Origin of the sequence: Aeromonas sp. SrichE-2G (assembly GCF_017939565.1) — a bacterium.
In the GTDB taxonomy this organism is placed as follows: domain Bacteria; phylum Pseudomonadota; class Gammaproteobacteria; order Enterobacterales; family Aeromonadaceae; genus Aeromonas; species Aeromonas taiwanensis.
This window is the reverse complement of the sequence record NZ_JAGKRG010000003.1, coordinates 12,892-31,405: the sequence shown is the minus strand read 5'-3', so window position 1 is coordinate 31,405 and position 18,514 is coordinate 12,892. Positions and strand designations below refer to the sequence as shown.

At 63.7% G+C, this 18,514-nt stretch carries 21 protein-coding genes; 7 read left to right on the top strand and 14 right to left on the bottom strand.

Annotated features, from left to right (window positions below; genetic code table 11):
• Positions 1-33: 33 nt before the first annotated feature.
• The 3 genes from J9885_RS01160 to J9885_RS01150 all read right to left on the bottom strand — a co-directional run bounded on the left by J9885_RS01160 (position 34) and on the right by J9885_RS01150 (position 1,995).
• A complete protein-coding gene (locus J9885_RS01160) occupies positions 34-324 on the bottom strand; it encodes a hypothetical protein (protein WP_210547821.1) in 291 nt (96 codons plus the stop codon).
• Between the two features lie 44 nt (positions 325-368).
• Complete coding sequence (locus J9885_RS01155) at positions 369-911, bottom strand: YtfJ family protein (protein ID WP_043764188.1); 543 nt, start codon at positions 909-911, stop codon at positions 369-371.
• Positions 912-1,116: 205 nt separating this feature from the next.
• On the bottom strand, positions 1,117-1,995 hold the full coding sequence (locus J9885_RS01150; RefSeq protein ID WP_210547820.1) for a hypothetical protein: 879 nt from the start codon (positions 1,993-1,995) through the stop codon (positions 1,117-1,119).
• A gap of 124 nt (positions 1,996-2,119) precedes the next feature.
• Between J9885_RS01150 and J9885_RS01145 the strand changes: the two genes are divergently transcribed.
• Positions 2,120-2,470: a hypothetical protein gene (locus J9885_RS01145; RefSeq protein WP_210547819.1), complete on the top strand. Its 351-nt coding sequence runs from the start codon at positions 2,120-2,122 to the stop codon at positions 2,468-2,470.
• Positions 2,471-2,495: 25 nt separating this feature from the next.
• Here J9885_RS01145 and ppa read toward each other — a convergent pair whose 3' ends face one another.
• Positions 2,496-3,026: an inorganic diphosphatase gene (gene ppa, locus J9885_RS01140; RefSeq protein WP_005335667.1), complete on the bottom strand. Its 531-nt coding sequence runs from the start codon at positions 3,024-3,026 to the stop codon at positions 2,496-2,498.
• Between the two features lie 234 nt (positions 3,027-3,260).
• Between ppa and mpl the strand changes: the two genes are divergently transcribed.
• Together mpl and J9885_RS01130 are read left to right on the top strand one after the other, a co-directional pair.
• Positions 3,261-4,628 (top strand): UDP-N-acetylmuramate:L-alanyl-gamma-D-glutamyl-meso-diaminopimelate ligase, encoded by a 1,368-nt coding sequence (mpl, locus tag J9885_RS01135; protein WP_210547818.1) that lies wholly within the window; start codon positions 3,261-3,263, stop codon positions 4,626-4,628.
• Complete coding sequence (locus tag J9885_RS01130) at positions 4,628-5,239, top strand: flavin prenyltransferase UbiX (RefSeq protein ID WP_210547817.1); 612 nt, start codon at positions 4,628-4,630, stop codon at positions 5,237-5,239. The genes mpl and J9885_RS01130 overlap by 1 nt, the downstream gene beginning before the upstream one ends.
• A 72-nt stretch (positions 5,240-5,311) precedes the next feature.
• Here the strand turns inward: J9885_RS01130 and J9885_RS01125 are convergent, their stop codons facing one another.
• Positions 5,312-5,923: a TetR/AcrR family transcriptional regulator gene (locus J9885_RS01125; protein ID WP_043764191.1), complete on the bottom strand. Its 612-nt coding sequence runs from the start codon at positions 5,921-5,923 to the stop codon at positions 5,312-5,314.
• Between the two features lie 201 nt (positions 5,924-6,124).
• Here J9885_RS01125 and hpt point away from each other — a divergent pair, with 201 nt between their 5' ends.
• The 3 genes from hpt to J9885_RS01110 all read left to right on the top strand — a co-directional run bounded on the left by hpt (position 6,125) and on the right by J9885_RS01110 (position 8,453).
• The gene (hpt, locus tag J9885_RS01120) at positions 6,125-6,655 is read left to right on the top strand and encodes a hypoxanthine phosphoribosyltransferase (RefSeq protein ID WP_043764192.1); all 531 of its coding nucleotides are present in this window, start codon (positions 6,125-6,127) and stop codon (positions 6,653-6,655) included.
• 110 nt (positions 6,656-6,765) lie between these two features.
• A complete protein-coding gene (locus J9885_RS01115) occupies positions 6,766-7,683 on the top strand; it encodes an ABC transporter ATP-binding protein (protein WP_043764193.1) in 918 nt (305 codons plus the stop codon).
• A complete protein-coding gene (locus J9885_RS01110) occupies positions 7,680-8,453 on the top strand; it encodes an ABC transporter permease (protein ID WP_043764194.1) in 774 nt (257 codons plus the stop codon). The genes J9885_RS01115 and J9885_RS01110 overlap by 4 nt, the downstream gene beginning before the upstream one ends.
• Positions 8,454-8,513: 60 nt before the next feature.
• Here the strand turns inward: J9885_RS01110 and J9885_RS01105 are convergent, their stop codons facing one another.
• From J9885_RS01105 to thpR, 9 genes are all read right to left on the bottom strand, one after another.
• Entirely contained in the window at positions 8,514-8,861 is a 348-nt protein-coding gene (locus J9885_RS01105; protein WP_134697009.1) for a putative quinol monooxygenase, read from the bottom strand.
• Positions 8,862-8,879: 18 nt separating this feature from the next.
• Complete coding sequence (panC, locus tag J9885_RS01100; protein WP_134697008.1) at positions 8,880-9,734, bottom strand: pantoate--beta-alanine ligase; 855 nt, start codon at positions 9,732-9,734, stop codon at positions 8,880-8,882.
• Between the two features lie 101 nt (positions 9,735-9,835).
• A complete protein-coding gene (gene panB / locus J9885_RS01095) occupies positions 9,836-10,630 on the bottom strand; it encodes a 3-methyl-2-oxobutanoate hydroxymethyltransferase (RefSeq protein ID WP_134697007.1) in 795 nt (264 codons plus the stop codon).
• A 20-nt stretch (positions 10,631-10,650) separates the two neighbouring features.
• Positions 10,651-11,148, bottom strand: a complete 498-nt coding sequence (folK, locus tag J9885_RS01090) for a 2-amino-4-hydroxy-6-hydroxymethyldihydropteridine diphosphokinase (protein ID WP_134697006.1) — start codon at positions 11,146-11,148, stop codon at positions 10,651-10,653.
• Positions 11,149-11,158: 10 nt separating this feature from the next.
• Positions 11,159-12,649 carry a polynucleotide adenylyltransferase PcnB gene (gene pcnB, locus J9885_RS01085; protein WP_210547816.1) on the bottom strand — a complete coding sequence of 497 codons (1,491 nt, stop codon included), beginning with the start codon at positions 12,647-12,649 and terminating at the stop codon, positions 11,159-11,161.
• Positions 12,650-12,924: 275 nt separating this feature from the next.
• Positions 12,925-13,827, bottom strand: coding sequence for a tRNA glutamyl-Q(34) synthetase GluQRS (gene gluQRS, locus J9885_RS01080; protein WP_210547815.1), 903 nt, complete (start codon positions 13,825-13,827; stop codon positions 12,925-12,927).
• Between the two features lie 111 nt (positions 13,828-13,938).
• Positions 13,939-14,388, bottom strand: coding sequence for an RNA polymerase-binding protein DksA (gene dksA, locus J9885_RS01075; protein WP_029314801.1), 450 nt, complete (start codon positions 14,386-14,388; stop codon positions 13,939-13,941).
• A gap of 119 nt (positions 14,389-14,507) precedes the next feature.
• Complete coding sequence (sfsA, locus tag J9885_RS01070) at positions 14,508-15,251, bottom strand: DNA/RNA nuclease SfsA (RefSeq protein WP_043764200.1); 744 nt, start codon at positions 15,249-15,251, stop codon at positions 14,508-14,510.
• Positions 15,251-15,793, bottom strand: a complete 543-nt coding sequence (gene thpR, locus J9885_RS01065; RefSeq protein WP_210547814.1) for an RNA 2',3'-cyclic phosphodiesterase — start codon at positions 15,791-15,793, stop codon at positions 15,251-15,253. Before thpR ends, sfsA begins: the two co-directional genes overlap by 1 nt.
• A 178-nt stretch (positions 15,794-15,971) precedes the next feature.
• Between thpR and hrpB the strand changes: the two genes are divergently transcribed.
• The gene (hrpB, locus tag J9885_RS01060; protein WP_210547813.1) at positions 15,972-18,425 is read left to right on the top strand and encodes an ATP-dependent helicase HrpB; all 2,454 of its coding nucleotides are present in this window, start codon (positions 15,972-15,974) and stop codon (positions 18,423-18,425) included.
• The last annotated feature ends 89 nt before the right edge of the window (positions 18,426-18,514 follow it).

Sequence of the window (18,514 nt, the reverse complement as noted above, 5' to 3'; positions counted from 1 at the left end):
GTTAATCCTTTGAAAAAATTGGAAGAAATAGATTTAACCGGAGAAGGGATGAAGCAGTGGCGGGGCACGAATACGGCAGCGGGTCGACGGGGTGGTCGCTATGGCGGGCAGGTGTGCGTCGGCGAGCAGGCCGGCGGTAGTCTGCAAAAGCGGGGCGGGCAGGGTCGGCGTCAGCGCCAGCTTGCCATCCAGATGCAGGGCGCAGAGGATGCAGGCGTGACTGTGACCGGGCAGGTCGGCTTCGAGCGGATGCTGCGCCAGCACCGGTTGCAACCACAACCAGCCCAGCAGCAACAACCAGATCTTCAGCTTGGTACGACCCATAGACCCCTATGAAAGGGGCGCCATCAGCGCCCCTCTTCTCTGACTCAGATGTGGGACTGAATGAGCCCCATCACCTTGGTTATCTCGGTGGCATCGAGCTGGCCATCTTTGGCAAACAGCACCTTGCCCTCTTTATCCAGCAGTATGATGGCCGAACTCTCCGGTGCGAGATCCCAGGCGTTGCGGGCCATGCCCTTGGCATCCAGCACCATGGAGGACCAGGGAAACTCCTTCTTGCTGTCCTCGGCGCTGCTCTTCACAAAGCCGGACGTGCCCCAGATGGCATCATTGCTGTTGATGATGGTCACGGTCTGGTACTTGTCGTGGGGCAGCTTGGCCGCCTTGATCGCCTCGATCATGGGGGCGTTCAGCTCCTTGGCGCTGGAGCGACCCGCGATGTGCTGGATCAGGAAGACCTTGCCGTTCAACACCTTGCTCTGCCAGGGTTGATAGCCGATCTCTTTCTCTTTGAGCACCAGCTCCCCGCTGTCGCTGATATTGACCAGCGGCACCTGGGCCGACTCCTTGAAGTTGTGAGCCATGGCCAGGGTTGGCAGCAGCGCCAGAGTAAGCACGAGATGTTTCATCCGTATGACACTCCTTTGTGATGTTATAACGATTTTTGGATCGAGGGAATGGGACCCTGGACATCCTAAACTGATCGGATCTGTTTAAAAAGTGTTAAATCCTCGCAGGGTAAGGTGGTGGCTGTGCCAGTGATTTTTCCCGCCCCCGAAGGAGGGCGGCAAGGATGGCACGATGCCGCTGAAAATCAAATATTGATGGCGGTGTTCAGTAGAGGGGTTCACTCACCAGGGGGATCTGGGCCATGGTCATCTGCTGGGCCAGCAGGGGGGAGCCGGTCAGCAGCACGTGGCGCTGGTTGCCGATCACTAGGGTATCCCCTTGCAGGCCGCTGTCCGCCGTGATGGCGAGCCAGGCCGGCGAGACGCTACCGATGCTGATGTTCGGGTAGATGATGCTGAGACTGTATTGCGGCGCGAGCTCGGCCAGGAGGCTGGCCATCAGCAGCGCCTTCTCGTCGCTGTCGGCCTTGTTGGCCTGCAAGGCTTGCAAGGGCGGTGCGAAGTGGTCCATCTGCTCGGGTGGGGTGGGGATGCCGCTCAGCCACTCCTGCACCAGGGCGACGCTGGTGGCGAGGTCCTTGGCCAGAAACTGCCGGGCCAGGGGTTTGAGATCCCCCTTGAACTGGTAGAACAGCTGGGAATAGTTGGGACGCACGCAGGGCAGTTTCTGATTGGCCGGGTGGATGCAGGGCTGGACGCGCATCTGGTAGAAGGCATCCTCCTGATATTGCCGGTAGGCCTGCCAGAACTGGATGGATTCGAAGCTGCTGTCGTGCAGGGTGAATGCCTGCTCCAGGTTGCGGAACTTGGTCGCGGTCTCGGGGCTGTGCTCGTTGATCTGGTTGATGCTGTTGTAGAGGCGGGGGCTGATGTAGGAGTAGAGCGTCTCCAGCGGGAAGTTGAGGGCGGTATCGAGTTGCGTCATCTCGTGGCGGCTGGCGGAGAAGACGCGCTCATCCTTGGTCAGTTGCAGGTGCTTGCGCTGCCCGTCGGCGGATTGCCACTGCCAGCTCAGATTGATCTCGTTGGCCCCCGCAGTAGAACCGAGAAGCAGGCTCCACAGCAGCCCTAATGCCAGTTTCATGGTGTGCGTCCAGCCAGGGTCGATAATAAACAACTAGGTGAGTGACCGGCATTTGGATTGGTCTGGTGATGGGAATATTGGTAATAGTCTGATTTGGTTTTAAATTTAATTTGGGAAATAAGTCATGCGGGAAATGATCATGAAGCTGGTTCCAGTGCTTCTGCTGGTGTTGGGAACGTCGTCGGCACAGGCAGGGCAGGTCATCGTCAATCAGGGGCTCTCCAGCGCGGACACCTTCGCGCTGCGGGATAAACTGGCGCGGGAGCATGAGTGGCAGGAGTGGCTGCGCTTCCAGCAGGCCGTCAAGTGGCTGGAGGTGCTGCCGGTCAATTGCGAGGTGGTGGGGGGCGCCGGGCAGGAGTACCGCTGTGGTGACGACTATTACCGCCCCTATCGGCAAAACGGGCGCGACCTCTACATTCAGGGGGACCCTCCCGGTCCGTCCCCGCAACGACCAATAAAAAAGGCGCCCTGAGGCGCCTTTTTCACCAAGGATACGCTTATTTGGCAGCGTAACGCTCGGCAGAGGTCTTGATCTCTGCTTCGGCAGCGGCCTTGTCGCCCCAGCCTTCGACCTTGACCCACTTGCCCGCTTCCAGCTCTTTGTAGCGCTCGAAGAAGTGCTGGATCTGGGCTTTCAACAGCTCGGGCAGATCGTTCACATCCTGGATGTGATCGTACTGCTTGGTCAGCTTGGAGTGCGGCACGGCCACGATCTTGGCGTCTTCACCAGATTCGTCGGTCATCTTCAGCACGCCGACCGGGCGGCAGCGAATGACGGAGCCGGCCAGCAGCGGGTAGGGAGTCGGAACCAGCACGTCGACCGGATCCCCGTCCAGGGACAGGGTGGCGTTCACATAACCGTAGTTGCACGGGTAGAACATCGGGGTGGACATGAAGCGGTCAACGAAGATGGCGCCGCTGTCCTTGTCGACTTCGTATTTGATCGGGTCGGCGTTCTGCGGGATTTCGATGATGACGTAGATGTCGTCAGGCAGGCTCTTGCCGGCCGGTACCAGGTTCAGGCTCATGACGTTTCCTTTGAGTGTTGGAGTCAAGTTTGCAGGCCGACATTATAGCGATGTCCCGTGAAATGACCATATTTCGAGGGCAGGGAGCCGGGTGCAGGGATGCCATCTCTCCCGGCATTGTCCGATTTCTGTCGTCTTGCCATGGCCGACTCTCCTCTCGCCATGGTCGCGGCTTGTGCCATCAGGTCAACAGATCCTAGAATGCGCACTCCCTTTACTGGAAAAGGCAGTGGTATGCACATTCACATTCTCGGGATCTGCGGCACCTTCATGGGTGGTCTGGCGGTGTTGGCAAAGCAGCTTGGCTATCGGGTCACCGGCTCGGACGCCAACGTCTACCCCCCCATGAGCACCCAGCTCGAGCAGCAGGGCATCGAACTGACCGAAGGGTATGATCCCTCCCAGCTCGACCCGGCCCCGGATCTGGTGGTCATCGGCAATGCCATGAGCCGTGGCAACCCCTGCGTGGAGTATGTGCTGGATCGCAACCTGCCCTATATCTCCGGCCCCCAGTGGCTGCTGGAGCACGTGCTGCAGGATCGCTGGGTGCTGGCCGTGGCGGGCACCCATGGCAAGACCACCACCGCCAGCATGCTGGCCTGGGTGCTGGAGTACGCCAAGCTCGAACCCGGTTTCCTCATCGGCGGCGTACCGGGCAACTTCCCGGTCTCCGCGCGCCTGGGCTCTGCCCCCTTCTTCGTCATCGAGGCGGACGAGTACGACTGCGCCTTCTTCGACAAGCGATCCAAGTTCGTCCACTACCATCCGCGCACCCTGGTGATGAACAACCTGGAGTTCGACCATGCGGACATCTTCCCGGATCTCGCCGCCATCCAGCGCCAGTTCCACCACCTGATGCGCACCGTGCCGAGCAACGGCCGGGTGCTGTTCCCCCAGGCAGATGACAACCTCACCGCCGTGCGCGAGATGGGCTGCTGGAGCGAGGTGGAGCTGGTGGGTCAGGACGACGCCAAGTGGAAGGCGGTCAAGCTGGCCGACGACGGTTCCGCCTTCGAGGTGTGGCTGGATGGCGAGAAGCAGGGGGAGGTGCGCTGGGAGTGCATCGGCGAGCACAACGTCAACAACGGCCTGATGGCCATCGCCGCCGCCCGTCATGCGGGCGTCATGGTGGAGCACGGCATTGCTGCCCTGTGCCGGTTCAAGTCCCCCAAGCGACGGATGGAACTCAAGGGCGAGGTCGCGGGTGTCAGCGTTTATGACGACTTCGCGCACCACCCCACCGCCATCGAGACCACCCTCGGCGGCCTGCGCGCCAAGGTAGGCAAGGCCCGCATCCTGGCGGTGCTGGAGCCGCGCTCCAACACCATGAAGCTGGGGGTGCACAAGGAGGAGCTGGCGGGCTGCTTCGACGGTGCCGACGAGGTGCTCTTCTTCCAGCCTCCCAACATCGGCTGGGATCTCGGCGAGGTGACCGCCCACATGCGCCGTCCGGCCCGGGTCTTCGACGATCTGGATGGGCTGATTGACACCCTGGTGGCCGAGAGCCGCGCGGGGGATCATATTCTGATCATGAGCAACGGCGGCTTCGGCGGCATCCATGGCAAGCTGATCGCCCGCCTCCAGGAACGGCAAGAGGCATGATGAACAAGGCCATTACCCTGGCGCTGACCGGCGCCTCCGGCGCTCCCTATGCCCTGCGCCTGCTGGAGTGTCTGGTGCAGGCGGACTACAAGGTCTACCTGCTCGCCTCCTCCGCCGCCCGCGTGGTGCTCAAGACCGAGCAGCAGCAGGAGTGGCCGGGTGGTCCCAAGGAGTTATCCGCCTACCTCTGTCGTCAATATGGCGCCAAGGAGGGGCAGATAGTAGCCTGCGGATCGGCGGAGTGGTTCTCACCGGTCGCTTCTGGCTCGGCTGCGCCAAAACAGATGGTGGTCTGTCCCTGCTCCATGGGCACTGTCTCGGCGATCGCCAGCGGCGCCTCGGACAACCTGCTGGAGCGGGCGGCGGACGTGGTGATCAAGGAGCGCGGCCAGCTCATCCTGGTGCCCCGCGAGAGCCCCTTCTCGGCGATCCACCTGGAAAACATGCTCAAGCTCGCCCGTCTTGGAGTGACCATCATGCCTGCGGCGCCCGGCTTCTATCACGAGCCGAAGCGCATCGAGGATCTGGTGGATTTCATGGTGGCGCGGATCCTGGATCACCTCGGGATCGCCCACGAGCTGACCCACCGCTGGGGCTATGCCCAGCCTTGATAGGGCGCGAGGCGGATAAAAAGAAGCGGCGCCGACCTGCGAAGGTCGGCGCCGCTTCTGTTAGGGGGAACATCAGGCCTGGATGGGGGCCGTCACGTACTTGAACAGGAAATCGGTCACCTCTTCCCGGTTCGGACGCTGGGGTTGATTGATCATCTGCATCATGACGTAGCCAAAGCCGGTCAGGGAGCGGGCCAGATCCTGAGCCGACAGCACGCTCTTGATCTCGCCGTTGTCCATGGCGGTCTGGAGACGGGGGGTGATCATGGCCATCATCTTGTCCAGCAACCGGGTGTAGCGGGGCCACACCTCTTCCCGCACCGAGGAGCTCCATTCCAGCCAGATGCTGGCATGGTCCGGCATGTCATAGGCCGCATCGACGGCGAGTTTCACATGGCGGTGGATGCACTCCCTGGCGGATCCCTGGCCGTTGTAGGCCTGATCAAGGATCTGCTGGACGTAGGCTTCGATCTCCGTCAGTACTTCATCGACCAGATCTTCACGGGTATTGAAATAGTTGAAAACAGTGGCGACGGAGACTTTGGCCTGTTCGGCAATCTCGGCATGCCCCGCACGGCCGATGCCGCGGCGGGAAAATACCTCGACGGCACACTCCATCAATTGATCCCGACGAGCCTCCGGCGACAGCCGGGTTCGACGTCTTATTTCTGCGCGTGGTTCCATAGTATTTTCATCTAATAGTTATTGATTATGGTGTTTATAGTATTGTCACCGATAATGCCCGAAGGCTTGCTAACTCTATCAAGTAAAATAAGCCGATAAAAGCATCACGTATGCCTGACGCCTCTCGGTTGGAGTGGTAGAATCCTCGGTTTTGGTGTTAATGAACGGCCAATAACCCTTTGGCCATTATTGGAGTATGTGATGAAACACATTGTCGAGGTGATGATCCCCGAGGCCGAGGTCGCAGCCCGCATCGCCAAACTGGGTGAAGAGATCACCGCCCGTTACCAGGGCTCCGAAGAAGTGGTCATGATCGGCCTCCTGCGCGGCTCCTGCGTCTTCCTGGCCGACCTCTGCCGCCAGTGCCAGTTGCCCATCACCCTGGACTTCATGACCGCCTCCAGCTATGGCTCCGGCATGCACAGCACCCGCGACGTGCGCATCCTCAAGGATCTGGATGACGACATCAAAGGCAAGGACGTGGTGATCGTCGAGGACATCATCGACACCGGCTACACCCTCAACAAGGTGCGCGAAATCCTCTCTCTGCGTGAACCCAGGTCCCTGGCCATCTGCACCCTGCTGGACAAACCGTCCCGCCGCGAGGTGCAGGTTCCGGTAGACTGGATCGGTTTCTCCATTCCGGACGAATTTGTGGTGGGCTGTGGTATCGACTACGCCCAGAAATATCGTAATCTGCCGTTCATCGGCAAGGTCGTTCCGCAGGAATAAGCCAGGCTCACAGTGGCGAAAGCAGGATGGCGTTTCACCATCGACTGCTTGCAGGCGGCCTTGGCCGCCTTTTCTGTCTCGGGATGGGCTCATCCATCACAGGGGTTGCAATGAACGCATTGGAAATCAGCGGTCTGAAGAAGACCTATCAGGGGGGCGTCGAAGCCCTCAAGGGTATCGATCTCACCGTCAAGCAGGGGGATTTTTTCGCCCTGCTCGGTCCGAACGGAGCCGGCAAGTCCACCACCATCGGTGTGATCAGCTCCCTGGTCAACAAGACCCAGGGCAAGGTGAAGGTGTTTGGCTACGACATCGACACCGATCTGGAGATGGCCAAGGCCCAGCTCGGCCTGGTGCCCCAGGAGTTCAACTTCAGCATGTTCGAGAAGGTGAGCCAGATAGTGACTCACCAGGCCGGCTTCTACGGTGTGCCGAAGGCCGAGGCCAAGGTGCGCGCCGAGAAGTACCTGCGCCAGCTCGATCTCTGGGACAAGCGCGACATGGCGGCCCGTACCCTCTCCGGTGGCATGAAGCGCCGGCTGATGATCGCCCGTGCCCTGATGCACGAACCCAAGCTACTGATCCTGGATGAGCCGACCGCCGGGGTGGACATCGAGATCCGCCGCTCCATGTGGAGCTTCCTCAAGGAGCTCAACGAGCAGGGGGTGACCATCATCCTCACCACTCACTACCTGGAAGAGGCGGAGATGCTGTGCCGCAACATCGGCATCATCGACAAGGGACGCCTCATCGAGAACACCAGCATGAAGAGCCTGCTCGGCAAGCTGGGCCGCGAGACCTTCCTGCTGGATCTGGTGCCGGGCAGCCGGGCGCCGAATCTGCCCGAGTTCAACGGCCGGATGCAGGACGAGCACACCCTGGAGGTGGAGCTGGAGAAGAGCCAGTCCCTCAACAGCTTGTTCGAGCAGCTCTCCGCCCAGGGGGTGCAGGTGCTGAGCATGCGCAACAAGGCAAACCGGCTGGAAGAGCTGTTCGTCAATCTGGTAGAGGAGGGTCGCAAAGCATGAACCCCATGACCTATTACATCGCCTTCAAGAGCATCCTGGCCAAGGAGGTGAGCCGCTTCACCCGGATCTGGATCCAGACCCTGGTGCCGCCCGCCATCACCATGAGCCTCTACTTCGTCATCTTCGGCAACCTCATCGGGTCGCGCATCGGTGACATGGGGGGCTTCAGCTACATGGAGTTCATCGTGCCCGGCCTCATCATGATGTCGGTCATTACCAACTCCTACTCCAACGTCGCCTCCTCCTTCTACAGCGCCAAGTTCCAGCGCAACGTGGAGGAGCTGCTGGTGGCCCCGGTGCCGAACTACATCATCATCGCCGGCTATGTGGGCGGTGGCGTGGCACGCGGCCTCTGCGTCGGCCTCATCGTCACCCTGGTGTCGCTGTTCTTCGTGCCGCTGCAGATCCACCATCTGTTCAGCGTCTGCGTGACCGTGCTGCTGACCTCCATCCTGTTCTCCCTGGGGGGGCTCATCAACGCGGTGTTCGCGAAGTCGTTCGACGACATCAGCATCATCCCGACCTTCATCCTGACACCCCTGACCTATCTGGGGGGCGTCTTCTACTCCATCAGCCTGCTGCCGCCGTTCTGGCAGGGCGTCTCCCAGGTGAACCCCATCATCTACATGGTGAACGCGTTCCGCTACGGCTTCCTCGGCATCTCCGACGTGCCCCTCGGCACCGCCTATCTCATCATCATCGGCTTCATCCTGGTGCTGTACGGGCTGGCCTGGTGGCTCATCTCCCGCGGCACCGGTCTGCGCCACTGAGGCGCAAACCGGCCAGCAAAAAGGCGCCCTCGGGCGCCTTTTTATTTGCACGTTTCGGCGTCAGAGCGCCGGGGCGTCATAGTCCGCCGGTTCGTCGCTGTAGACGCAGACGTTCCACTTGGCGGCCAGGCCGTCATCGGCGAGGCAATAGCGCTCGAAGAACCCCTTGATTTCGCTGCGCTGGCAGTGGGCCTCGAAGCTCGCCATGTCGCGCCAGATCTCGTTGAAGACGATGGGGAAACTCTCCCCCTCGGCGAAGGGGCTTTGGAGGTGGCGGGTAACGATGTACTGCAGGCAGCCATCCTCGCGCAGGGTGTTGGGTTCGAGCCCCTGCAGGACCCGGAACAGGGCCTGCTCCTGGCCCGGCTTGGGCTGGAACTGGGCGATGCAATAAACCTTCTTGGACATCTTCTCTCCTTGCCGCGATCAGCCCCTGAGGGTGACCACGCGGTTGTCGATAAGGCGGGCCTTGCCCAGATACGCGGCCATCAGGATCACCAGGCGCTGGCTCTCGGCGCTGGCGGATTCGAGGGTATCGGCATCGACGATGTCGATGGCATCGGTCCGAAAGCCTGCGTTGTCGAGGCGCTGGCTGGCGCGGGCCACCAGGGAGGGGAGGTGACGATCCCCCCCTTCGATCTGCTCGGCGATCCAGTTCATGGTGCGCGCGAGCTCGGGGGCCAGGGCGCGCTCGGCGGCGGTCAGGTAGCCGTTGCGCGAGGAGAGCGCCAGGCCATCCTCGGCACGCACCGTGGGCACGCCCACGATCTCGATGGGCATGGCCATGTCGGCCACCATCTTGCGAATGAGTGCGAGCTGCTGGTAGTCCTTCTGGCCGAAGCAGGCCACGTCAGGCTGCACCAGGTTGAAGAGCTTGGTGACGACGGTGCTGACCCCGCGGAAGTGCCCCGGGCGCAGCGCCCCTTCCAGCAGGCTGGAGAGGCCGGGCACCTCGACGAAGGTCTGGCTCGCGAGCCCCTGGGGATACATGATTTCCGGGGTCGGGGTAAAGACCATGTCCACCCCGGCGGCCTCCAGAGCGGCGCAGTCCTGCTCCAGGGTGCGCGGATAGTTGGCGAGATCCTCTGCTTTGTCGAACTGCAAGGGGTTCACGAAGATGCTGACCACCACCTTGTCGCCATGGCGGCGGGCCTCTTCAACCAGAGTGAGATGGCCCTGGTGCAGATTGCCCATGGTGGGCACGAATGCGATGGCACGGCCTTCGCGATGCCATTGACCTGTCTGTTCGCGCAGCGCGGCGGGATTGTTCACAACCAACATCGGCAGTTCACCTTCAGAGGAATCAAAAAAGAGAGGGGTCATGCAGTCAGAGGGGAGGGCGACGCGGGGGCGCAGGCCCCCGCGTGCATGACGGCATCACATCAGTTGAAGCAGTGCTCCGGGCCCGGGAAGGTCCCGTCGCTCACCTGCTGCACATAGAGACGAATGGCGGCACGCATGTCACCGGTCTCGGCCAGGAAGTTCTTGGTGAACTTGGGCACATAGCCGGAGGTGATGCCGAAGGCGTCGTGCATCACCAGGATCTGGCCATCGGTAGCCGGGCCGGCGCCGATGCCGATCACCGGGATGCGCAGCGCCTTGGTGATGCGCTCGGCCAGGGCGACGGGCACGCACTCCAGCACCAGCAGCTGGATGCCGGCGGCCTGCAGCTCCAGGGCCTGGCGGTAGATCTCCTGGGCGTGGAACTCGTCGCGCCCCTGCACCTTGAAGCCGCCAAACACATGGACGGACTGCGGCGTCAGCCCCAGGTGACCGCACACCGGCACCCCGTTGCGGGTCAGGTGGCGAATGCTCTCGCACAGCCAGTCGCCCCCTTCCATCTTCACCATGCGGGCGCCGGCGGCCATCAGGCGCGCCGCGTTCTGGTAGGTCTGCTCCGGGGTGGCATAGCTCATGAACGGCATGTCAGCCACGACCAGGGCCTTGCTGGTGCCGCGGGCCACGCAGCGGGTGTGATAGACCATCTCGTCCATGCTGACCGCCAGGGTGTCGTCCCCCCCTTGCAGTACCATGCCGAGGGAGTCACCGATGAGCAGCACCTGGGCGCCCTCGTCGTCAAACAGCTTGGCAAAGGTGGCATCATAGGCGGTGATGGCGGTGATTTTCTGGCCGTCCTGTTTCATTTTCAACAGGCCGGTGGTGGTGATTTTGCTCATGACGTTGTTCCTACTCTTCTCTACTCGCCTGCCGCGCCGGCCAGGATCTCGAGTCCATTGCGCGGGCAGCGGGCAACCAGTTCGGTGAGCGGGGTGCCGCAGGGCAGCACCAGGGAGGGGGCTATTTCGGCCAGGGGCAGCAGCACGAACTCCCGCTCCTTCATGCCGTAGTGAGGCACCGTCAGGCGCTCATGCCGGATGATCTCTTCGCCGTACAGCAGCAGATCGAGATCCAGGGTCCGCGGGCCCCAGCGCTCATCCTTGCGCACCCGTCCCTGCGCCAGCTCGATGCGCTGCAGCTCATCCAGCAGCGCCAGAGGGCCGAGCCGGGTGTGGAGCCGCGCCACGGCATTGACGTAGTCAGGCTGATCCGCAGGGCCCATGGGGCGGCTGCCGTAAAGGTGGGAGGTCTGCAGCAGTTCGGACTCCGGCAGGGTCGCCAGCGCGGCGATGGCGCGGCGAGCCTGGCCGAGGGGCTCGGCCAGGTTGGAGCCGATGGCGACGAAGACCTCGATCATCGACGGATCCTTACTCTGCCGATTTCGGCTTGCGGCGGCGGGGGCGACGACGGTTGCGGCCATTGCCGCTGCGCTTCTCGCCATCACCGCTGCGGGATTCGGCGCGTTCGCCGCTCGCAGGGCGGCGGGTCGCCTCCCGTTGCAGCTGCGGGCGCACATCCGGGTTGGAGGCCACATAGCGCTCCCACCAGCTGGCCAGCTCGCCGAGACCGCGCTCGACCCGGTTGCGCAGCAGCAGGAAGTCGAACGCCGCGCGGAATTTCGGGTGCTCCATGGCGCGCTCGGGATGCTTGCCCTGGCGGCGGGTCAGCCGCTGTTGCAGGGCCCAGATGTCGCGCACGTCCGTGGTGAAGCGGCGCGGCACGGCGATGATCCGCACCTGGGCGTCCAGCACCTCGTTGATGGCCAGCATGAAGGCGTCGTACCAGGGCAGGCCGCTCTCGTTTTCCAGCACCCGGGCACGGGCCTCGACGGCGCCCCACAGCAGGGTGGCGTAGAGGAAGGCGGGGGTGACGCGTTTCTCTTCACGGACCCGGGCGTCGGTGTCCATCAGCGCCTGCTCGATGAACTGCTCGTAGGGCGAGTTGCCGTGCGGGGTGAACAGGGCCGCGACCTGGGGGAACAGGGGCTGGAACAGCCCGTATTCGCGCAGCAGCTTGTAGGTGGCGAGACCGTCGCCAGCCAGGAACAGCTTGAGGGTCTCCTCGAACAGGCGGGCGGCCGGGATGTCCTGCAGCAGCGGCGCCAGCTCCCGGATGGGGGCGGCGGTGCGCGGGCTGATGGTCATGTCCAGCTTGGCGGCGAAACGCACGGCGCGCAGCATGCGCACCGGGTCTTCCCGGTAACGGGTCTCGGGATCGCCGATGAGCTCCAGTCTGCGCTCGGCCAAGTCTTCCAGCCCGCCCTCGAAGTCGTGCAGGGTGAAGTCCTTGGCGCTGTAGTAGAGGGCGTTGACGGTGAAGTCGCGGCGCTCGGCGTCTTCTTCTATGGTGCCGTAGACGTTGTCGCGCAGCAGCATGCCTTCATCCGACTGGGCCGACACGTGCTTGCTGGTATTGACCTGATGGTGGTGACCCCGGAAGGTGGCCACTTCGATCACGTCACGACCAAAGACGATGTGGGCCAGGCGGAAGCGGCGGCCGATGAGGCGGCAGTTGCTGAACAGCGCCTTGATCTGTTCCGGCGTCGCGTCGGTGGCGATGTCGAAATCCTTGGGGGTCTTCCCGAGCAGCAGGTCACGGACGCCGCCGCCGACCAGGTAGGCCTCGTAGCCCCCCTTGTTCAGGCGATAGAGCACCTTGAGGGCATTCTCGCTGATCTCTTTGCGCGAAATCGGGTGCTGGTCACGGCTCAAGGTACGGCGTTGTCCGGCTACTCGGGCCGGAATGGGGGACTCCACCGACTGCTCGCCGTCTTCCTTGCCGAGCACTTTGCGGCAAAAGTTTGCGATCTGGGAAAAAATGGTACACCTCGTTATGACTTCAAATTGACGGGAGGCCAAAAAAATAGCGGCCTATCATAGCTCAGCCCCAACCAAATGAGAAACGGTGTGGCCTGCTTCCCCTAGATTGGGCTCTTTAGGGCAAGAAATGCAGCGGGCTCTGGCCATCGCTCAGCCCAACCAAATGAGAAACGGTGTGGCCTGCTTCCCCTTGATTGGGCCCTTTGGGGCAAGAAAGGCAGCGGGCTCTGGCCATCGCTCAGCCCCAACCAAATGAGAAACGGTGTGGCCTGCTTCCCCTTGATTGGGTCCTTTGGGGCAAAATGCAGCGGGCGCTAGTTCTGCCCCTGCGCGATCTTCTGCTGGCGGGGGACTCTGTCCAGCCGCCAGTGGGTGATACCCCAGGCGATGATCTCGTCCACCGAGCCCGCCTTGAGCTCGGGAGGCGGGCACTGGCCAAGAAACGCCAGCGCCTGCCACAGGGCCTGGCTGCGCTCGTCGCGCGCCAGGGCCGGCGCATGGTTCTGCTTGGAGAGCTTGTTGCCATCCGCCAGCACCGCCAGCGGCAGGTGCACCCAGGCGGGGACCGGCGCTCCCAGGGTCTGGTAGAGGGCTATCTGGCGCACCGTGGGCTCCAGCAGGTCGGCGCCGCGCACTATCTCGGTGATGCCGCTGTCCATGTCATCCACCACCACCGCCAGGTTGTAGGCATAGAGGCCGTCCCGGCGCCGGACGATGAAGTCCTCCTCCGCCAGGGCCGCCGGCACAGTGATCTCCCCCTGAAGCGCATCTTCGAACCGATAGACGGGGTGGTGCTGGCGCAAGCGGGCGGCGCACCCCTCTGCCGCGAGCCCCAGGGTGCGGCAGTGACCGTTGTAGAAGCCGCCCGATGCCATGATCTCACGCCGGGTGCAGTGGCACCAGTAGAGATCCCCGGCGTCGTAGAGGCGCGCGATGATCTCGTCGTAGCGCTCGTGGCGCCGGCTCTGGTACATCACCTCCCCATCCCAGGCGAGGCCGTGATCCTCCAGGGTCTGCAGGATAAGGCCTGCCGCCCCCGGCATCTCCCGCGGGGGGTCGATGTCCTCGATGCGCACCAGCCAGTGGCCCTGCCGCGATCTGGCCTGCAGGAAGCTGCCGAGAGCGGCGACGAGCGAGCCGAAGTGGAGCGGACCGGACGGGGAGGGGGCGAAGCGGCCGACATAGGGCCGGTCGGGGGAGAGGGGAGTCATGACCATGGCAATTCGGGTGAACGATGCATTGAGGCTGCATTCTGGGACGACCCGGCCAAAAGCTCAATAAAAAAGGGAGCGTGCACGCTCCCTTCTTTCTTCACGGGATGGGCGGCATCAGCCAGCCATCTGTTTTTCCTTGATCTCGGCCAGCGTCTTGCAGTCGACGCAGAGGTCGGCGGTCGGACGGGCTTCCAGACGGCGGATGCCGATCTCGATGCCGCAGTGCTCGCAGTAACCGAAGTCATCTTCTTCGAGCAGCAGCAGGGTTTTCTCGATCTTCTTGATCAGCTTGCGTTCACGATCGCGAGTGCGCAGCTCGAGTGCAAACTCTTCTTCCTGCGCGGCGCGATCCACGGGATCCGGGAAGTTGGCAGCCTCATCCTTCATGTGGTCAACGGTGCGGTCAACTTCCTGCATCAGTTGGTTGCGCCAGGCTCCCAGGATCTTGCGAAAATGAACCTTCTGTTGGTCATTCATGTACTCCTCACCGGCTTTCATCTGGTAAGGCTCTACACCCGCAATGGCCAGGGGGCCCAGAGATTTCCTGTTTTCGCCTGTTGGCATGCCCTGTCTCCTAATTCAGCACGCTACCCGTGCCATCCATAAATTGAGGGCGACATCTATAGCAGAAGGGTCAACGGGAGGCAAACAAGCCTTGTCAATAATGTTACCCACTTCCATATTTATGCCCTGCCCTCGGGTAGCAGATGGCCAGATTCAAACGGGATAAAATCTTGTGCCACCATGCCCTGCACCCCAACATGGGGGCGATAGCATAAAATTTCAACCCCTGCCGCGATCGCCTGCTCAACAAGCTGACTATAGTGCGGATCGATGTGGGCCGCAGGGCGCATCCTGGTTATGCCGGAGTGCAACACCATAAACAGCAGCACGGCCCTGTGCCCGGCCGCCTTCATGGCCATCAATTCACGCAGGTGCTTGGCGCCTCGGGTGGTCACGGCATCGGGGAAGTACCCCATGCCCGGCTGTTCCCGCTCGTCGAGCAGGGTGACGGATTTCACCTCGATGTAACAATCCGGTCTGTGATCATCCTCCAGCAGCAAGTCGATGCGGCTGTTCTCCTCGCCATATTTCACCTCGGTGCGCAGCCGGGCATAGCCCGAGAGCGGCGCGAGGGCATCCTGCTCAATCAGCTCCCGGGCGATCTGGTTGGCCCGGGCGGTGTTGACGCAGATGAAGTGGCCCGCCGGGCTCTCGGCGATCTCCCAGCTGCTCGGCAGCTTGCGCTTGGGGTTGTCGGATGTGGAGTACCAGACCCGGGTGCCCGGCAGGGCGCAGCCGGTCATGGCGCCGGTGTTGGCACAGTGGATGGTAATCTGCTCGCCGCCTTCGAGTTGCACATCGGTCAGGAAGCGCTTGTAGCGGCTGACGAGCAGCCCGGATTGCAGGGGGGGATCGAAGATCATCAGGCCGGCTCCTCGGTCTCGGGTGTCTTGACGCGGGCCCGCAGGGGCCAGCAGGCGAGCGGTTCATAGTGGACGCCGTCTTGGGTGCTGACGGACTGATATAGGCAGAAGCGATCCGCCTCGAGCAGGAAGTGGGGGGCGGGCAGCTCGCGGGGGGCTTCAGTGGCCTTGCGCGCCAGGGTGACATGGGGGCGGTAGCCCTGCTCGCCGTTGCCCAGCCCGAGCTTTTCGCCGTGGCGGCGCAGGGCCCGGGCCAGGACGGTCAGCTCGTTCGGCCACTCCCTGGGCCCCACCCAGGCCGCCCTGGCCCGCTGGAACCAGCCGGTCTGATCCAGGGTGACGGTGAAGGGGGGGCAGTGCTGGCGCTCGGCGGCCGCGATCAGGCGGGCTTGTGTGCGCTCGTCGGCCTCCCCGAGAAAGGCCAGGGTCAGATGCAGGTTACTCTCGGGCACCGGCTGGCCGGGCCAGGAGCGCTGGTCGCGCCAGGCCACCAGCTCGGGGGCCAGGTCGGGCAGGGGCAGGGCAAAGAAGAGTTTGGGCATGCGGCGTGTCGGTCCTCGTGGCGTACATCGAAAGACCCATTCTATGGCAGCGACTCCGTGGATGTCTTGCCGTGTCGTGGCTCGCCTGCCCGGCCCCGGGCGCTGCCGCTTACGATGGCCGGGTGGCTGTGGCAGAATGGACGCCGTTTCACTGTCATCACAGAAGGTTTGCGCCGCTTTGTCCCCACTCCCCATCGTCTCGGTGTTGCCCGAGCTGTTTGCCGCCCTCGACCACCACGCCAGCGTGATCCTGCAGGCCCCGCCGGGGGCGGGCAAGTCGACCCTGCTGCCCCTGGAGCTGGTGCGCCAGCAGCGGCTGCCCGGGCGCATCATCATGCTGGAACCCAGGCGCCTGGCGGCACGCAACATCGCGAGTTTCCTGGCGCGCCAGCTGGGGGAGAAGGTGGGCGAGCGCATCGGCCTGCGGGTGCGGGGCGAGAGCCGCACCAGCGCCGCCACCCGGCTCGAGATCGTCACCGAGGGGGTGCTGACCCGGATGCTGCAGCAGGATCCCGAGCTCAGCGGCGTGTCGCTGGTCATCTTCGATGAATTCCACGAGCGCAGCCTGCACGCGGATACGGCGCTCGCCTTTGCCATCGAGAGCCAGCAGGGGCTGCGGGACGATCTCAAGCTGCTGATCATGTCCGCCACCCTGGAGGGCATGGCCCTCGAGACCCTGCTGCCGGAGGCCCCCGTCATCCGTTCCGAGGGGCGTGGCTTCCCCATTGAATACCACTACCGCCCCGCCAATCGCCAGCAGTGGCTGGAGCCCCAGGTCGGTGCCGTGGTGCTGGAGGCGCTCGCCAGCCAGGCTGGCAGCGCCCTGGTCTTTCTGCCGGGGCAGGGGGAGATAGAGCGGCTGGCCCAGTGGCTCGAGGGCAGATTGCCGGAGGACGTGCGCCTCGCCCCCCTCTATGGTCGCCTCGAGATGGCGGCCCAGCAGGCGGCCATCGAACCGGCCCCGGCGGGCAGCCGCAAGCTGGTGCTGACCACCAATGTGGCGGAAACCTCCCTCACCATAGAGGGGGTGTCCGTAGTCATCGACAGCGGGCTGGAGCGGCGCGCCACCTTCGATATGAAGAGCGGCGTCACCCGGCTGGAGACCCGCCCCATCGCCAGGGCCTCCGCTACCCAGCGGGCAGGACGGGCCGGTCGCCTCGGCCCCGGCGTCTGTTACCGGCTCTGGAGCAGCGAGGTGCAGGAGCGCCTTGCCGAGCAGAGCCCCCCCGACATCCTCACCCAGGAGCTGACCGGCCTCTTGCTGGACGCCGCCCAGTGGGGGGCCAGGGTGGAAGATCTGCCGCTGCTGGACCCACCCCCGGCGGCGGCCGTGGCAAGTGCCCAGCGGCTGCTGGTGGCCCTCGGCGCCATGAAACCGGAGGGGGAGCAACAACTCACCCCGGCCGGCCGTGCCATGGCGGCATTCGGTACTCATCCCCGCCTAGCCCGCATGCTGCTGCGTGCCCGGGAGCTGGAGGCCGAGGGTCTGACAGGGATTGTCGCCGATGCGGCTTTCCTGGTGGCGCTGCTGGAAGAAGATCTGCGAGGATCGGAGCGCCTTTCCGTGCTGTTCCACCGCCGCCAGGGCGCTCTACGCCAGGGGGCCGCCCGCTGGTTCGAGCGGCTCGGCGCGCGTCCCGCCAATGCGCAAGGTCAGTGGCTGGGGCTGCTCTGCGCCCTCGCCTGGCCGGATCGCATCGGCAAGCTGCGCAGCGGTCAACGCTACCAGCTCAGTGGTGGGGTGAGCTGCGATCTGGTAGAAGGGCATCCCTGCCAGGGGCAGGGGGCGCTCATTGCCGTCGAGATGGGCCAGAACGAGCGTGGCAGTCGCATCTTCATCGCCGAGCCGGTGGAGCTGGACGAGCTGGTGCGCCAGCTGCCGGAACTGGTGAGCGAGCGCCAGTGGTTCGACTGGGACGATCGGGAGGAGCGGGTTCGCGCCGAGCGCCAGCAGGTGCTGGGTGAACTGGTGCTGAGCCAGCGGCCGCTGACGGATCTTTCGGACGAGCAGAAGGGGCGCTGCCTGTTGCAGGGTATTCGTCGCAAGGGGCTGCACGTGCTGCCCTGGAATGATGCCAGCGAGGGGCTGCTGGCCCGCCTGCGCTGCGCCGCCGACTGGCTGCCGGATGAGGGGTGGCCTGCGATGGACGACGACAGTCTGCTGGCCAGCCTCGAGCAGTGGCTGTTGCCCTCGGTGAGCGGCCTGACCCGGCTGGAGCAGTTGAAAAGACTCGATCTCTGCGACATCCTTCGCCAGTCGCTGCCCTGGCCCCTGCCAAGACGGCTGGACGAGGCGCTGCCGAGCCACTTCACGGCGCCGACCGGCAGCCGGGTGCGGATCCGCTATCAGCCCGGCCAGGCCCCGGCGATCCCGGTGCGCATCCAGGAGATGTTCGGGCTGGGCGCCACCCCCTGCGTGGCCGATGGCCGGGTGCCCCTGGTGGTTGAGCTGCTCTCCCCGGCCCAGCGCCCGCTGCAGATCACCGCGGATCTCGCCGCCTTCTGGGCGGGATCCTACGAGCAAGTGAAGAAAGAGATGAAGGGGCGCTACCCCCGCCACTATTGGCCCGACAACCCGCTGGAGGCCATGCCGACCCGGGTGACCAAGAAGAAGATGGGATTGCAGGAGTAGCCGGCACGACAGTGACCGGCTGGTGCGATCAGAACAGGATGGACCTGGCTCAGGGCCGCTCCACCACAGGAACCGGCATGCCTGGCCGC

What these genes read in the sequence shown, in the direction of transcription:
- J9885_RS01160 (WP_210547821.1), bottom strand. Translation starts at nt 324, where the DNA reads ATGGGTCGTACCAAGCTGAAGATCTGGTTGTTGCTGCTGGGCTGGTTG.
- J9885_RS01155 (WP_043764188.1), bottom strand. Translation starts at nt 911, where the DNA reads ATGAAACATCTCGTGCTTACTCTGGCGCTGCTGCCAACCCTGGCCATG.
- J9885_RS01150 (WP_210547820.1), bottom strand. Translation starts at nt 1,995, where the DNA reads ATGAAACTGGCATTAGGGCTGCTGTGGAGCCTGCTTCTCGGTTCTACT.
- J9885_RS01145 (WP_210547819.1), top strand. Translation starts at nt 2,120, where the DNA reads ATGCGGGAAATGATCATGAAGCTGGTTCCAGTGCTTCTGCTGGTGTTG.
- ppa (WP_005335667.1), bottom strand. Translation starts at nt 3,026, where the DNA reads ATGAGCCTGAACCTGGTACCGGCCGGCAAGAGCCTGCCTGACGACATC.
- mpl (WP_210547818.1), top strand. Translation starts at nt 3,261, where the DNA reads ATGCACATTCACATTCTCGGGATCTGCGGCACCTTCATGGGTGGTCTG.
- J9885_RS01130 (WP_210547817.1), top strand. Translation starts at nt 4,628, where the DNA reads ATGAACAAGGCCATTACCCTGGCGCTGACCGGCGCCTCCGGCGCTCCC.
- J9885_RS01125 (WP_043764191.1), bottom strand. Translation starts at nt 5,923, where the DNA reads ATGGAACCACGCGCAGAAATAAGACGTCGAACCCGGCTGTCGCCGGAG.
- hpt (WP_043764192.1), top strand. Translation starts at nt 6,125, where the DNA reads ATGAAACACATTGTCGAGGTGATGATCCCCGAGGCCGAGGTCGCAGCC.
- J9885_RS01115 (WP_043764193.1), top strand. Translation starts at nt 6,766, where the DNA reads ATGAACGCATTGGAAATCAGCGGTCTGAAGAAGACCTATCAGGGGGGC.
- J9885_RS01110 (WP_043764194.1), top strand. Translation starts at nt 7,680, where the DNA reads ATGAACCCCATGACCTATTACATCGCCTTCAAGAGCATCCTGGCCAAG.
- J9885_RS01105 (WP_134697009.1), bottom strand. Translation starts at nt 8,861, where the DNA reads ATGTCCAAGAAGGTTTATTGCATCGCCCAGTTCCAGCCCAAGCCGGGC.
- panC (WP_134697008.1), bottom strand. Translation starts at nt 9,734, where the DNA reads ATGTTGGTTGTGAACAATCCCGCCGCGCTGCGCGAACAGACAGGTCAA.
- panB (WP_134697007.1), bottom strand. Translation starts at nt 10,630, where the DNA reads ATGAGCAAAATCACCACCACCGGCCTGTTGAAAATGAAACAGGACGGC.
- folK (WP_134697006.1), bottom strand. Translation starts at nt 11,148, where the DNA reads ATGATCGAGGTCTTCGTCGCCATCGGCTCCAACCTGGCCGAGCCCCTC.
- gluQRS (WP_210547815.1), bottom strand. Translation starts at nt 13,827, where the DNA reads ATGGTCATGACTCCCCTCTCCCCCGACCGGCCCTATGTCGGCCGCTTC.
- dksA (WP_029314801.1), bottom strand. Translation starts at nt 14,388, where the DNA reads ATGCCAACAGGCGAAAACAGGAAATCTCTGGGCCCCCTGGCCATTGCG.
- sfsA (WP_043764200.1), bottom strand. Translation starts at nt 15,251, where the DNA reads ATGATCTTCGATCCCCCCCTGCAATCCGGGCTGCTCGTCAGCCGCTAC.
- thpR (WP_210547814.1), bottom strand. Translation starts at nt 15,793, where the DNA reads ATGCCCAAACTCTTCTTTGCCCTGCCCCTGCCCGACCTGGCCCCCGAG.